The 14,635-nt window shown below is 63.4% G+C and carries 14 protein-coding genes; 2 read left to right on the top strand and 12 right to left on the bottom strand.

What is annotated here, in order from left to right; all coding sequences use genetic code 11:
- Positions 1-57 precede the first annotated feature (57 nt).
- On the top strand, positions 58-1,425 hold the full coding sequence (locus tag EV664_RS02330) for an L-serine ammonia-lyase (RefSeq protein ID WP_229668037.1): 1,368 nt from the start codon (positions 58-60) through the stop codon (positions 1,423-1,425).
- A gap of 68 nt (positions 1,426-1,493) precedes the next feature.
- Complete coding sequence (locus tag EV664_RS02325; RefSeq protein WP_133494228.1) at positions 1,494-2,558, top strand: PLP-dependent cysteine synthase family protein; 1,065 nt, start codon at positions 1,494-1,496, stop codon at positions 2,556-2,558.
- A gap of 569 nt (positions 2,559-3,127) precedes the next feature.
- Here EV664_RS02325 and EV664_RS02320 read toward each other — a convergent pair.
- From EV664_RS02320 to EV664_RS02265, 12 genes are read right to left on the bottom strand one after another with little or no spacing between them, the layout of a single operon-like run.
- Positions 3,128-3,409 (bottom strand): hypothetical protein, encoded by a 282-nt coding sequence (locus tag EV664_RS02320; RefSeq protein WP_133494057.1) that lies wholly within the window; start codon positions 3,407-3,409, stop codon positions 3,128-3,130.
- Entirely contained in the window at positions 3,406-4,035 is a 630-nt protein-coding gene (locus EV664_RS02315) for a cytochrome c oxidase subunit 3 (protein ID WP_133494056.1), read from the bottom strand. The genes EV664_RS02320 and EV664_RS02315 overlap by 4 nt, the downstream gene beginning before the upstream one ends.
- Positions 4,032-5,690: a cytochrome c oxidase subunit I gene (locus tag EV664_RS02310; RefSeq protein WP_133494055.1), complete on the bottom strand. Its 1,659-nt coding sequence runs from the start codon at positions 5,688-5,690 to the stop codon at positions 4,032-4,034. The genes EV664_RS02315 and EV664_RS02310 overlap by 4 nt, the downstream gene beginning before the upstream one ends.
- Entirely contained in the window at positions 5,687-6,610 is a 924-nt protein-coding gene (coxB, locus tag EV664_RS02305; RefSeq protein ID WP_133494054.1) for a cytochrome c oxidase subunit II, read from the bottom strand. The genes EV664_RS02310 and coxB overlap by 4 nt, the downstream gene beginning before the upstream one ends.
- The gene (locus EV664_RS02300) at positions 6,600-7,391 is read right to left on the bottom strand and encodes a thioredoxin domain-containing protein (protein ID WP_133494053.1); all 792 of its coding nucleotides are present in this window, start codon (positions 7,389-7,391) and stop codon (positions 6,600-6,602) included. Before EV664_RS02300 ends, coxB begins: the two co-directional genes overlap by 11 nt.
- A complete protein-coding gene (locus EV664_RS02295) occupies positions 7,388-7,711 on the bottom strand; it encodes a hypothetical protein (RefSeq protein WP_133494052.1) in 324 nt (107 codons plus the stop codon). Before EV664_RS02295 ends, EV664_RS02300 begins: the two co-directional genes overlap by 4 nt.
- Entirely contained in the window at positions 7,704-8,639 is a 936-nt protein-coding gene (locus tag EV664_RS02290; RefSeq protein WP_133494051.1) for a hypothetical protein, read from the bottom strand. The genes EV664_RS02295 and EV664_RS02290 overlap by 8 nt, the downstream gene beginning before the upstream one ends.
- Positions 8,636-9,130, bottom strand: coding sequence for a c-type cytochrome (locus tag EV664_RS02285; RefSeq protein WP_133494227.1), 495 nt, complete (start codon positions 9,128-9,130; stop codon positions 8,636-8,638). The genes EV664_RS02290 and EV664_RS02285 overlap by 4 nt, the downstream gene beginning before the upstream one ends.
- Entirely contained in the window at positions 9,130-9,648 is a 519-nt protein-coding gene (locus tag EV664_RS02280; protein WP_133494050.1) for a quinol:electron acceptor oxidoreductase subunit ActD, read from the bottom strand. The genes EV664_RS02285 and EV664_RS02280 overlap by 1 nt, the downstream gene beginning before the upstream one ends.
- Positions 9,645-11,012 (bottom strand): NrfD/PsrC family molybdoenzyme membrane anchor subunit, encoded by a 1,368-nt coding sequence (nrfD, locus tag EV664_RS02275; protein WP_188656354.1) that lies wholly within the window; start codon positions 11,010-11,012, stop codon positions 9,645-9,647. The genes EV664_RS02280 and nrfD overlap by 4 nt, the downstream gene beginning before the upstream one ends.
- Positions 11,012-13,759 carry a 4Fe-4S dicluster domain-containing protein gene (locus tag EV664_RS02270; protein ID WP_133494049.1) on the bottom strand — a complete coding sequence of 916 codons (2,748 nt, stop codon included), beginning with the start codon at positions 13,757-13,759 and terminating at the stop codon, positions 11,012-11,014. The genes nrfD and EV664_RS02270 overlap by 1 nt, the downstream gene beginning before the upstream one ends.
- Complete coding sequence (locus EV664_RS02265; RefSeq protein ID WP_133494048.1) at positions 13,747-14,409, bottom strand: cytochrome c3 family protein; 663 nt, start codon at positions 14,407-14,409, stop codon at positions 13,747-13,749. The genes EV664_RS02270 and EV664_RS02265 overlap by 13 nt, the downstream gene beginning before the upstream one ends.
- Positions 14,410-14,635 lie beyond the last annotated feature (226 nt).

Here is a 14,635-nt window from a genome sequence, read left to right as displayed (position 1 = left end):
GATACTATAATGGAATATGGGCCGCCGGTACGCAAAATTCCCCGTGATGGAGACAGGATGAAGGCCCGTTCAGCGTCAGCGCCGATGAGCGTGAAGGAATTGTTCACCATCGGAATCGGGCCATCCAGCTCGCATACGGTAGGACCGATGCGCGCGGCATTGTGCTTTGCGACGACTCTTACCGAGGAAGGGTTGGTGCCCGAACGAATCCGGTGCGACCTTCACGGCTCGCTGTCGCTTACCGGACAGGGGCATGGCACCGATGTCGCGATCCTGCTCGGCCTTGCCGGAGAGAGCCCGGAGCAGGTCGATCCTGATGCGATCGACGGGATTGTGCGCGGCATCCGCGATTCCGGCGTGCTGCCGCTTGCCGGCGGTCCCGAGATCGCGTTCGATGAAGGCCGGGATCTGGTGTTCAACGATTCCTTCCTCGCCGAACATCCCAACGGGATGGTCTTTACCGCTGTCATGGCGGACGGCAGCCGGATATCTCGCCGCTATTTTTCGATCGGCGGCGGCAGCATCCGGGGCGGTGCCCCTGCACCCTTGCCGAACGCGATCCCCCCGCATCCCTTCGAGTCCGGGGCCGAGTTGCTGAAAGTCGCTGAAGCGCGCGGATTTTCCATCGCCGATATGGTGCGCGCCAATGAATCGGCATGGCGCAGCGAAGCGGAGACCGATGCATTTCTCGATGAGGTGCGCAGCGCGATGTTCGCCTCGATCGATCGCGGCTGCCAACAGGACGGCGTGCTACCCGGGGGGCTGGGGGTACGACGCCGGGCCCGCGCGATCAGGGAGGAATTGCTGCGCCGGGGGCCGCGCTCCGACCCCGGCATGGTGTTCGAGTGGGTGAGCCTGTACGCGCTTGCGGTGAACGAGGAAAATGCGGCGGGCGGGCGTGTCGTCACTGCCCCCACCAACGGCGCGGCCGGCGTCATTCCGGCTGTGCTCAAATATTATGTGACCTTCGTTCACGGCGCCGATGATGCCGGGTGCCGCCGCTTTCTCTACACCGCTTCGGCAATCGGCTTTCTCTACAAGCTCAACGCGTCGATCTCGGCTGCCGAAATGGGATGTCAGGGCGAAGTGGGCGTCGCCTGTTCGATGGCGGCGGCAGGGCTGTCAGCGGCGCTGGGCGGCAGCAATGCCCAGATCGAAAATGCGGCGGAGATCGGCATGGAGCATAATCTGGGGCTGACCTGTGACCCGATCGGCGGGCTGGTGCAGATACCCTGTATCGAACGCAATACGATGGGCGCGATCAAGGCGATCAATGCGGCCTATCTCTCGCTTCATGGCGATGGGCGGCATGTCGTCAATCTGGATCAGGTCATCGAAACCATGCGCCAGACCGGCGAGGACATGAAAAGCAATTACAAGGAAACGAGCCTTGGCGGTCTTGCGGTCAATGTGGTCGCATGCTGACGGGGGCGCAGAATTGAGATAGTGGCGCACTTTCCCTCGCGCCCCACCGCAAAGGACAGCAAGTGACCATCGCAAGCGATCAGCACAGCCATTGGCGGGCAGAAGCGATCCGCCGGATCGAGGCGGATTATAATCGTTCGGCCGATACCCATCTGATCCGGGTCGATCTGCCGCGCACTCCCGGTATTACGCTGTATCTGAAGGATGAGAGCAGCCATCCGACCGGTAGTCTGAAGCACCGGCTCGCCCGCTCGCTGTTCCTCTATGCGCTGTGCAATGGCTGGATCGGGCCGGATACCTGCATCATCGAGGCGTCGTCGGGATCGACGGCGGTCAGCGAAGCCTATTTCGCGCGGATGCTGGGGCTGCGCTTCATCGCAGTCGTGCCGGCGGCGACCGCAGCGCCCAAGCTGGATGCGATCCGCTTCCATGGCGGCGAAATCCACGCGGTCGACGATCCGCGCAGCGTCTATGCCGCTGCCCACCGGCTCGCCGCCGAAACCGGTGGCCATTATCTCGACCAGTTCACCTATGCCGAGCGCGCGACCGACTGGCGCGGCAACAACAACATAGCCGAGAGCATCTTCGCCCAGATGGCAGCGGAAGAGGTGCCGGTGCCGAGCTGGGTGGTGTGCGGGGCAGGGACCGGCGGCACCTCTGCGACGATCGGGCGCTATATCCGCTATCAGCGGCATGCGACGCGGCTCTGCGTCGCCGATCCGGTGCATTCGGTCTTTCACCGACATTATGCCGACCGCAGCATCACCGCGCTGGAAGAAGGTTGTGCGAGCTGTGTTGAGGGGATCGGGCGGCCGCAGGTCGAACCGAGCTTCATCCCAACGGTCATCGATCGCATGATCGCGGTCGAGGATGCCGACAGTATCGGCGCCATGCGCGCCCTGTCCGATCGGCTGGGCAGGCGGGTGGGCGGCTCGACCGGCACCAATCTGATCGCGTGCGAAGCGCTGATCCGCGAAATGGCCGCCGCCGGGCAGGCGGGATCGGTCGTAACCCTGTTATGCGACGGCGGTGAACGCTATGGCTGCACCTATTTCGACGATGACTGGCTCAGCGCCCGGCAAATCGACTGGAAGCCCGCTGCAGATCGGATCGCGGCGTTGTTCGCGGAATAGGCAAAGGGTTAGACGGGGGGCCGATTGATGGTCGCTTAAGTACACAGCAGCCGTCATTTGCCTGTCGTACAAGCGAGTACGATCGATAACGCGCGCGATGCCATGGCCGACCGCGCCCCGTCACCGATCCGATATCGATGGCGCGCAACGGTTGGAAACATGCGGATACAACGGCTTTAGGACCGATGAGGAACTATCCGATATCCGCCGAATGAGGCATGCGATTTATTCGCGCACGCAACCGATGCTCAGGCTTGCCGACGATCGCAATCCAAGCTCGCAACAGTCCGAGAGAAAAAATGGTGGACGCACTTGGGCTCGAACCTAGGACCCGCTGATTAAGAGTCCACAGAAAATATTATAAATCAATCGCTTGACTGCATTCGTTCGCATAAGGTCTTAATAAAAATTCCCAACGAATTCTATGTTTGCACAATGAGGCACAATACCAAAGCGGTCACATGTTTATCCGTATTTGCGTGAGCATTGGCCTTGTTAAAAGATGATCTCGAACCCTGGCGTGCTGAGGGCAGTGAATATCATCTCGGCAACCGCGTCGGTGCCTCCGGTCATCGCGTCAGAAAATCGGCGAAGGTGAACAGAAAGAGGAAACTTGCCCATATCAGTCCGGCAAGTGCGGCCAGGCGGACCAGCATCCGGGACGTGCGAAGCTGCATGAGAAACGTCGCCACCAGCGCGATCTGGCCCATAGCGAGCACAACGTTCACGACGAGCTTCGCCGGAAGATAAGGAGTCTGAGCGTAGATCGCCGTTACGACCAGCAGCAACAGCATCGCAGCCCAGCTTTTTAGCGGCGCGAGGACGATGTGGCTGAACCTGTCCTCCTTCATTGCCGCCCCGCGAGATAGAGAAGCGGGTAGAGGGCGATCCACACAATATCGACAAAATGGAGATATAGCGCGCTCGCCATCACGGTGCTGTGATGGCGGTGCAGACTGACGTGCCGGTCCATCCATAGCAGCCGTGCAGTTGCGGCAAGGCCGATGGTCAGATGGACCGCATGTACGGCGGTGACTGCCCAGTAAAAGGCCCAGAATTGTTCTGCCGGGCCGGAATCGAGTTTGAAGTCGGGGCCGGGGAACAGATGTTCGTGCAGGTCCTTGCGATATTCCACGCCCTTTACCGCGAGGAACAGCAGGCCCAGCGCAAGCATCGCCCACAGCATCCATCGTGTGAGGCGCACAATGTCTGCCTTTGCCGCGCGCTCCGCAATTGCCATAGCCATGCTTCCGGTCATCAGGATTGCGGTGTTCGCGGTTCCGAACCAGAACGCGCTTTCGCCCGCACCGTTCAGAAACGCCTCGCCGCCATGCCAGCGGGCATTGGCGTAGAACAGGAAAATCCCGGCGAAGAACAGGCATTCGGTGGCGAGGAACGACCACATGCCGAACGAGACGGCCACTTGCTGCCGCGCGGGTTCCTCGAAGGGGTCGTGCAGGGCGATATCGCTGCTCATGGCAATTGCGGCCGGTGCGATTGTTCGACTTCGTCGGGCGTGCTGTGCCAAGGATGATATTTATACGGCCCGGCATCGACCACGGGCAGCCGGTCGAAATTTTCCCTGGGCGGCGGCGAGGTGGTCTGCCATTCTAGGCTGGTCGACCCGTGCGGATTGTCGGGCGCTTTCTCCCCCTTCACCAGCGACCAGCCAAGATAGAATATCGGCCAGAGATAGGCGAAGCCGAGCACCACCGCGCCGACCGAACTCATGACGTGCCATGGCTGAAATTCCGGCGGATAGACATGGTAGCGCCGCGGCATTCCCATATAGCCCATCACGAATTGCGGGAAAAAGGTGAAGTTGAAGCCGAAGAACATCGACACGGCGGCGAATTGCGCGAGGCGTTCGGAATACATCCGCCCCGTAATCTTGGGCCACCAGAAGTGCAGCCCGCCGAAAAAGGCCGAAACCGACCCGCCGACCATGATGTAATGGAAATGCGCGACGACGAAATAGGTATCGGTCAGATGCACGTCGAGCGGCACCGATGCGAGGAACAGGCCGGTCAGCCCGCCCAGCGTGAACAGCCCGACAAAGCCCAGCGCATAGAGCATCGATGCGGAGAAGCGGACCTGCCCGCGATACAGCGTCCCGGTCCAGTTGAAGACCTTGATCGCGCTGGGCACCGCGATCACGAAGGAAAGGAAGCTGAACACCATGCTCGCAAAGGCCGACTGGCCCGAAACGAACATGTGATGGCCCCATACCATGAAGCCGATTACGGCGATCACGACCATGGCATAGACCATGAACTGATAGCCGAAGATGCGCCGCCGCGCTTCGCAGGTGATGATTTCGGACACCACCCCGAATGCGGGAAGCACCATGATGTACACGGCGGGGTGGCTGTAGAACCAGAACAGATGCTGAAAGAGCAAGGGATCGCCGCCCGAGCGCGGATCGAAGATCGGCAGGCCGAAGGCGCGCTCCGCGACCACCAGCAGCAGTGACATCGAAAGCACCGGGGTCGCCAGCACCATGACGAGGCTGGTGGTGTACATCGCCCATACGAACAGCGGCAGCCGCATCCAGGTGAGCCCCTTTGCCCGCAGCAAATGAGTGGAGGCGATGAAATTCACCCCTGTCGCAATCGAGGAAAATCCCACGACGAACACGCCCAGCGCGGCAAGCAGCACATGGCTGTTCGAATATAGCGTCGAAAAGGGGGTGTAGAAGGTCCAGCCGGTATCGACTCCGCCCGCGAGCAGCGCGAACAGCGTCAGCAGCCCGCCGCCGATGAACAGATACCAGCTCAGCAGATTGAGCCGGGGAAAAGCGAGGTCCTTCGTTCCCAGCATCATCGGCAGCAGGAAATTGCCGAGCGTGGTCGGGATCGAGGGTACCAGAAAGAACCACACCATGATGATGCCGTGCAGCGTGAAGGCGCGATTATACTGATCGTTGGTGATCAGGTCCGCCGACGGCGTTACCAGATCGGCACGGACCAGCGCCATCGCCGCCGCGCCCAGGAAGAAGAAAAAGGTGATGGCGACTGCATAGAGAATGCCGATCCGTTTATGATCGGTGGTGGTCAGCCAGGACCGGACGGTGGTGCCATATTGCAGATAGTCGGGGCGCGTCAGGTCGCGCGCGGCGATGCCCTCGCTCATTGCACATCCCCTCCGTCGGGCGATTTGAGATAGGCGATCAGCAGGATGATATCGCCTTCGCTGGCGATCCCCTGATAGCTGGGCATCACCGGCTGATAGCCCGCGACCACATCCTTTTGCGGGCGGACGATCGAATCGTGGAGATATTGTTCGTCAGCGCGCCGAAAGCCGCCATCGTTCATCGGCTGCATCCGGCCATAGACTCCGTTGAGCGACGGCGCGCGCACCCGCGCCGAATTGCCGTGGCATCCGGTACAACCCAGCCGCTGGAAGAGGCGTGCCCCCTGTTGTGCCAGCGTGCCGGTATCGTCCGTACCCTCGCTCCACCGGGCATAGTCGGCGCGCGGCATCACCACGATGCCGCCGGTCATCTGCGAATGATCGGTGCCGCAATATTCGGCGCACAGCAGATGATAGGTGCCCGGCCTCGTCGCCTGAAACCAGGTTTCGGTATAGCGGCCGGGCAGCACATCCTGTTTGATGCGAAAGGCAGGCACGAAAAAGCTGTGAATCACATCCTGCGACGTCATCACCAGCCGGACGGGCACGCCGACGGGAATGTGCAGCGCGTTGATCTCTCGCCGGCCATTGGGATGTTCGAGTTTCCACATCCATTGTTTGGCGACGACATGGACCTCCATGGCATCTTTGGGCACTTCATATTGCGAGGTTTCGGTCGTCGCGGCGAACCAGAACAGGAAGATCGCGACGAAGAAGATGGCGGCGGTCCAGCCGATTTCGACATCGCGGGCGAGCCATCCGGGCAATTGCCCTCGCTTCGCCGTCGATCCGCGCCGATATTTGATCGAAAAGCCGATGATGAGCGCGACGACCAGCAGCACGATCGCACCCGAAAGCCCGATCAGCAGCCAGAGCAGATGATCGATGCGCGGGGCGAGGGTGGAGGCATCAGGCAGCATCGCGGTGCCTCCTCGCCATGCGCAGGAAGAAGAAGCCGAAGCCGAGGATCATCAGCATGCCGCCGATCTGCAACGCGGTGACGATGCTTCGCCCATATATACCGTGCGCCGCCGCAAAGCCGTAACAGACGGTGGCGATATGCGCGATGATCCCCTGTTGCTGTTTCGCTTTCACGTCGCCGGCCGATTCCAGCGCTTTGTGGAGCACCGGCGCGACCAGCGCGGTTTCGGGAAGCAGCGCGGTCAGCTCGCCTTTCACGTTGAAGATATAGGCAGAGGCATCGTGCGCGAACTGGTCGGTTGCCGGGTCATATACGGCAGTGAAGCCGAGCGCGCGTTCGGCACGCGCGACCGTTTCCCGGTCGCCGCTCAGCAGCTGCGCGGCGCGCGCGACCTGCGGCAGGCCCTTAAGCCGCGCGGCGGCCATGGCGCGCGCCTGCGTCGGACCGTCCTTCGGGTCGAGGCCGAGAATGACGAAAGCGACATCGCGCCCCGGCATGAGCGTTCCATCGGCAAGCGCACCGCCGGTCAGCGTCATGCCGGGACCGCAGACATGGCCGCAGGTATAATCGGCGAAGAGCAGCACGACTGGCTTTCCACCGATCACATCGCCCAGCCGGACGCTCTGCCCATGCTGATCGGTCCAGCGCGTGTCGCGCGGAATGCGGGCATCGGCGGGCGGATCGATCCCGGCCGCGGCGATGTCTGCGTGGCTCAGCCGGGCGGACGCCGGTTGAACGGGGAGGATCAGCAGCAGCGACAGAGCGGCGAGCCATTTCATTGCGGTGCATCCTCCCAATGCTCGATGCCGCTCGCGAGCAGTCGGTTCTTCGCAAGCTCCACCTCCGGGTCGCGTACGGATCCGGCAGGGCGGGGCGGGACGCCGTCCCCGGTCGGGCGAGTGATTGTTTCCACGAGGCCGGGGGCGGGAAAGGTCTCGGGCGGGCGAAAGGTACGTTTGCCGATCGTCGTTTCGAACCAGCGCCCGGCACCGAGGAGGATCAGCAACAGCACCAGCGGGACTGCGATCGCCACCAGCGCCACCCGGCCGGGACGCTCGATCTGCCAGCTTTCGTGGCGGGATTGCGGTTCGTCAGCCATGCGCCTGCTCCCCGCTGCGCCGCGCGCCGAGCGCCTGTCCCCAGAATCCCACCCAGATCAGGCCGAAGAGCGCCGCCAGCGCAGCGATCCAGTCGGCGGCGACCCACCAGAGATTGATGAGCAGCAGGCCGAACAGCGCCGATCCTCCGGCGATTCGGCGGCCCTGCTCACCCCTCGCAAAAACCAGCGCGAGGATCGGGCCAAACAGACCGAAACACAGCCCGGCAGCGGCGAGCAGTGCCATCGCGTGATCGCGCTTCAGATACCAATCGACCTGGCTCGGCAGATCGGCATACCATTTGATAAGATAATCCATGAAAATCATGTAGCTAAGGCCAAGAGCGGCAGCGATCAGCAGATAGGACAGGTCGCGCCGCAGCTTTGTTTCGCCATGCCCCAGAATGAGCAGCGCGGCGCAGGCGCCACCGACCTGCTCGACAGTGAGCATCATGCCGACCGCCGTCGCCGGATGGCCCGGATCGCCGCCCAGCATCCAATCATAGGCGATATAGGTGATGAGCATCGTCCAGAGCGTCAGCGCGACCGCCGCGAAGCTGCGCGAGGCGCCGCCCCGCAACCGGGCGGCGGCGAACCATAGCGCTGCGATCGCGATCAGCGTACGCAGCGCGATTGCCCAGGGACTTGCCCAGAGCCGGAGATGGTCGGGCACCTCCGCCGCAAATTGCGCGGGCAGGATCAGCAGGCCGAAGAGCAGGATCATCGGCAGCGCGAGCGTGAGCGGGGCCAGCGGCGACCAGTCGGTCACCACCACCCGCGCGATCATCAGCATCAGCACCGCGCCGAATATGGGTGCGCTCGCTGTAAGGAAAGCCGCGCGCCATCCGGTCGCGACCGAATGCGGCGCGACGGGCAGCAGCAATGCCATCCCGATCGCGCCGATCGCGCCGATCATCCACGGCCGGATCATTTCCCCGGCTCCCGGCGCGGGCCGGCCGCCTGCAACGCCTTTACATATGCAGCGATTACCCAGCGGTCCTTCGGATCGATCCGGTCGGCATAGCTGTACATCGCGCCATAGCCATGGGTGATAACATCGACGATGTAACGCGGCGGCGCATCTTCGAGCCGCGCGCTGTGATAGGAAGGCGGGGGCGGAAAGCCGCGCTTCACCACCGGCCCGTCGCCTTCGCCGCGCGCTCCGTGACAGACCGAACAGTAAATCCTGTAGCGCTGTTCCCCCCGGTCGAGCAGCGCACGGGTGAGCGGCGGCGGGGTGGCGAGCGCCTGCGCGCGCGCCAGATCGCCCTGCGCGATCGTTCCTTCGGGCGGATGCTGCCGCACCGGGCCGTCCCGCCAAAGCTGCGGGCTTTCCATCCGGTCGTAGCGCGGCTGTTCCTTCATCGACAGGTCGCAGCCGCCGATCAGGAGCGCAGGCGCAAGGAGCAGAGCCGGACGCATCACGCCTCCACCAGCCGGGTGTGGAAAGCGCCGGTCTGGGCCAGCAGGTCGATCGCCAGATTGGCGCGGCTTCCGCTGTCGCAGCCAAGCACAAGCACGAAACTGTCGCGTGAGGCATGCGCGACTTCTTCCAGATCGAATGCCGGATGGTTGAGCCGGGTCAGGCCAGCCTTCAGGAACAGCGCGATCATCCCGCCGATCGCCCCGGCAAGCGCCAGAAATTCGGTGGCGGGGATCAGAAATACCTGCCAGCTGAACAAAGGCCGGTCGCCGCTGTTGAACGGATAGGCATAGGTGGTGAAGGTCGCGAGCGCGAACATCGCCACCGCGCCGATGATGCCGGTGATCGCGACCGTCCACACGATCGGCCGGGTATCGTCGGGATCGCTGAAGATATCCGACGCATATGGCCCCCATTCGCCGAGAATATCGAAGCCCTCGGCATGCGCGCGGGTGCGCGCGCGGATGAACGGGCTTTCATCGTCGAACCGGGCAAGCGCGATGGCAACATGGCTCATGATTGCGCGCTCCGCTCGCTGGCGAGCAATTTGCGCGTTTCGTAGAGCGAACAGACCGGGATGATCCGGGCGAAGACGAGGAAGAGCCAGACAAAGGCAGCGAGCGTTCCGGCAAGGATCGCGAAATCGACGAACGTCGCCGAATAGAGCCGGAAAAAGCTCGGCATATAGCCGGTCGACAGCGTCTCCATGATGATGAGGATGCGTTCGAGCCACATGCCGATCAACACCGCCAGGGACACGCCGATCAGCGTCGGCACATGCGTGCGCAGGCGGGGCACCCAGAAGAGCTGTGGGCTGAGCACATTACAGGCGAGCATCGCCAGATACAGCGGCCGGTAAGCACCGTTAAATTCGAAATCGACGATGCGCAGCTCGGCTGCTTCCCCGCTCCAGGCGGCAGTGAACCATTCGCTGCAATAGGACGCGCCCATCACCACCGAGGCGGCGAGGAGGATCTTCGCCATCGCGTCGAAATGCGCCGGCACGATGATTCCGTCGAGCTGCATTGCCCAGCGCAGCACGAGCGCGATCAGCACGACCACGGCAAAGCCCGAAAACAGTGCGCCGACGACGAAATAAGGCGGGAAGATGCTTTCGATCCAGCCGGGCGTCAGGCTCGCCGCGAAGTCCAGCCCGACGATCGAATGGACCGAGCAGACCAGTGGTACTGCAAGCACGGCAAGCGACCGATGCAGCCGTTCCTGAGCGCGCCATTGCTTCGCGCTGCCCTGCCAGCCCATGGCGAGAAAGCCGTAGAATTTGCGCCAGCCGGTCCGCCCCGGCCGGTCGCGCAGCGCGGCGAGATCGGGGATCAGCCCGACATAGAAGAACAGGATCGAAAACAGCAAATAGCAAAGGATCGCCCAGAAATCCCAGACGAGCGCGCTGCGCCATTGCGGCCAGATCGTCATGGTGCTGGGATAGGGTGCCATCCAGTAGAAATAGGTCTGGCGCCCGAGATGCAGGATCGGGAAGATGCCTGCCATCGACACGGCGAACAGCGTCATCGCTTCGGCAAAGCGGTTGATCGACGCGCGCCAATGCTGGCGCGTGAGCAGCAGCAGCGAAGAGATCAGCGTGCCCGCATTGCCGATGCCGATCCACCAGACATAATTGGCGATCGGAAAGCCCCAGACGACCGATGTATTATTGCCCCATAAGCCCGGCCCGACTGTGATCGACCAGCCGATCGCGAAAAACCCTATCGCGGCAATCACGAAGCTGATCCCGAACGCGATCCAGTAATTGCGGCTCGCCCGGCGGTCCATCAGCGGAGTGAGCACGGTTTCGGTGACATGGTCGAAACCGGTGACCGAAGGCAGCGTCCATCGCCGGCCGGTGTCGCGGACATGCGCCTCCATCACGCTTTGTCCTCTTGATGGCGCTTCCCATCGTTCAGCGTGCGGGCAAGATAGGTTGTGCGCGGTTTCGTCCCCAGTTCCTCCAGCAGCGCATAATGGCGCGGATCTTCTTTTTGCCGCGAAACCTCGCTCGCCGGATCAGCGATGCTGCCGAAGCTGATGGCATGGGTCGGGCAGGCCGCCTGACACGCGGTCACGACCTTTCCGACCGGGTGATGGTTCGCGTCCGCATCATGTTCGGCGGCGGAGATGCGCTGGATGCAATATGTGCATTTTTCCATGACACCGCGTCCGCGCACGGTGACATTGGGGTTGCGCTGGGCGGTAACCGATGCCGGATCCTCATCGCCCCAGACCGAGCGTTCGGCATAGTCGAAAAAGTTGAACCGCCGCACCCGATAGGGGCAATTGGCTTCGCAGGTGCGCGTACCGATGCAGCGATTATAAACCTGAAGGTTCAGCCCTTCGCTGTCATGCACGGACGCCTCGACCGGGCAGACGGGCTCGCACGGCGCCTTTTCGCAATGCATGCAAGGAACCGGCTGAAAACCGGTCGCGCCTTCCGCGCTTACTTCATAGCGGTCGACGCGCAGCCAGTGCATGTCTCGCCCCGCCGCCATTTCCTCCGGACCGATCACGGGAACGTTGTTTTCGGCCTGACAGGCGACGACACAGGCATTGCAGCCGATACAGACATCATTGTCGATGACCATCGCCCATTGTTGGGCAGGGGCGTCGGTGGCGGCGTGGTTGGGGAGCAGCGTCGCCTGCGCCTCTTTTCCGGGCATCGCTTCGCCCGGCGCGACGATGGGGAAGATGCTGGCGAGCGCGCCCTCGATCGCGAACACGGCCTGCGTGCTGACCACGGTTTCGCTGCTGTCGGCGGGCGATAATGTCAGGCGATCGGCATCGACCATGCGCCATGCATTGGCGCCGATTCCGTTGGCGACCGGGCCGCTGTCGCTTCGCCCATAGCCGGTGAGGATCGTCACGACGCCGCGCCGCTGCCCCGACGCGGCGCGGGCGGCCAGCGTTACGGCACGATCGCCGCTTTCGATGCGGAGCGTTTCGCCGTCCGCAACGTCCCATTCGGCCATATCGGCCGGATGACAGCGAACACTCGCCCCCCAGACTTCCTTGGTGATGCTGTCCGGGCATTCCTGTACCCAGGCATTATGCGCATGGCTGCCGTCCCAGAGGGTGGGCGAGGGGCGGATTTGCAGTTCGGGGCCGATCGGTTGCGGAATATCGGGCAGAATGCGCGTCGCACCGGTGTGCGGCAAAGTCGGAGCGGCGCTGTTCGGGACCACGCCGCGCGCCACCGCGGCAATCCATGCCTGGTCGGTCAGATCGGCCCAGCTTGCGCGCACCCGGCCATGGCTGTCGGCGTCGGCCGCGGGATCGCGGATCAGCGCCACAATATCGGCGGCGCTGCGACTGTCATAGAAACGGCGTACGAGCGGCTGGGCGATAGAGGCAGTGCCATCCGGCCCGCGCCAGTCATTCCATTCCTCCAGCGGATGGCTGAGCGGCAGCCGCCAGGTCGAACGCGCAGCGGTCTCGTTCGGAAACGCGGTGGCAGTGATCGTGCAGGCGACCTTTTCCATACCCCCTGCAAAGTCGATTGCGGGCGGCGCGGAATAGACCGGGTTGGAATCGAGCACGATCAGCGTGTCGATCGCGCCGCCATGCATCGCGCCGCTGAGCGCCTCGAGCGATCGGCGGTGCGGCGCGGGCGAGGCGATCGGCGCGATGTAATCGACGGGCGCTTGGAGCAGATCGTTCGCCCATGCGGCGAAAGCGTGCATATCGGCGGGCTGATCGTGTCCGGCCAGCAGCAGCGCCCGGCCCTTTGCCGTAGCGAGATCTCGCGCGGCGGCGCGCGCGAAATCGCTTGCCGCGCTGCTCAGTTCGGGGCGCGCCCCGCTGCCGCTCAGTTCGGCGGCGAGGTGATGCGCGATTGCGGCAAGTTCGGCGCGCGACGCGCTCAGCCGGCGGTCGGCCATTGCCCCCGTGGCGGTCAGCGACGGCTCCGCCGCATAGAGACGCGGCGCCGGTCGCCGCCGCCGCCGTTCGCTCCAGTGGCGGGCGAGCGCGATCTGCTCCGGCCCCGGACCCAGCGGATCGGCGCCCAGCGACACGATGACGTCCGCCTCCGCCAGATGTTGACGGGGAAGCGCGCTGCGCCCGGTCGCCTGTCCGATCCCGGCGAGCAGCGCATCGTCGTGGATCGGCTCCCATTCGACATGGCGAAGCGCGGGAAAGCGGGTGCGCAGCGCCTTCAGTTCGCGCAATATCGTCGGCGAGGTGATGCGCCCGGTCAGCAGCGCGAGCCGCGACCCGTCGCTGCCGTGCAGCCGTTCATAGAGGGTGCGCGCCACCGCACCCCAGCTTGTGGGGCCGGGCGGCCCGCCGGGCGCGGTCACGCGCTGCGGATCGAACAGGTCGAGCAGCGCGGTTTCGCTGAACAGGTCGGTCGCGCCCAGGCTGGCCGGGTGCGCCGCCAGTCCTTCCAGCTTGATCGGCCGCCCGTCGGTCACCAGCCCCATGACGCCGCGGCCATAGCCGGCAAAGGGAAGCGCGGTCGCATAGCGCCGGATGCTGCCGGGCAGCGTGCCCTCGGGCTGATTCACATAAGGGTAGATTTTCTCGTTCGGCGCTGAGCAGCCGGCGACGCTCGCCGCTGCCCCGGCAGCGATCATCTGCAACAAGGTGCGCCGGTCGAGATCGCCGCTCAGCGATGGCATACCGAACAATCCCTCAGATTTCTGCCGCTATGGGCGATTCGCGCCATGGTCAGCTTTGCAAAGGCGCGATCTTTGGCCGTTCTGTTCCGATAGGGCGATCCTTCGAATTCGCGCTCCGGGGCGACGATCCGGTCCTGCGGCGATTTGTGGCAATCGACGCACCAGCCCATGGTGAGCGGCGCGGTCTGGCGGGTCAGCGGCATCGTGCGGACGTCGCCATGGCACGCTGCGCAGGGCACGCCGTTCTTCACATGCACATGATGGTCGAAATAGACATAATCGGGCAGGCGATTGACCCGCTTCCATTCGAGCGGTCTGCCCTCCGCAAGGCTTTGGCGGACCGGCGCGAGCATGTCGGAATCGGTGAAAAGCTGTGAATGGCAGGTCATGCAGGTATGGGTCGGCGGGACGACGGCGTCCGCCTGTTCCTCCACCCCGGTATGGCAATAGCGGCAATCGATGCCGAGTTCGCCGGCATGATGTTTATGGCTGAACGGGACTGCCTGATCGACGAACCGGCCCTCGCCGGTCGCATAGCCGCTGCGCGCCACCGCACCGCCGATAATCGCAAGCCCCAGCGGCGCAAGGATGATCGCGGCGAGCACGATGCGCGCCCAGGTGTTGGAGGCAGGTCTGAACAGCTGACCCAATGGTTCCCCTTCGATGCAATCGGAACCTTAGTCCCGGCAATTCCCATGGGGCGCGTCGTCTTTTGCGAACATCCCCGGTTGCAAAAGCGTAGTCTTTCCGGAGCTGTTCCGGGGTTTAACAAATGTCGCAAATACGGAAGGATCCTTTGGCAAAATGTATACTTCCGAAGCGTTCGCTAAACTGTGTTAAGGCAGGGGCCCTTTTTCTGCCGCTAGCTATCGCCTT

This window comes from Stakelama pacifica (assembly GCF_004361835.1).
Classification (GTDB): Bacteria; Pseudomonadota; Alphaproteobacteria; order Sphingomonadales; family Sphingomonadaceae; genus Sphingomonas; species Sphingomonas pacifica.
Note: the sequence above shows the minus strand (reverse complement) of the source record. Positions and strands in the feature narration are given on the sequence as shown.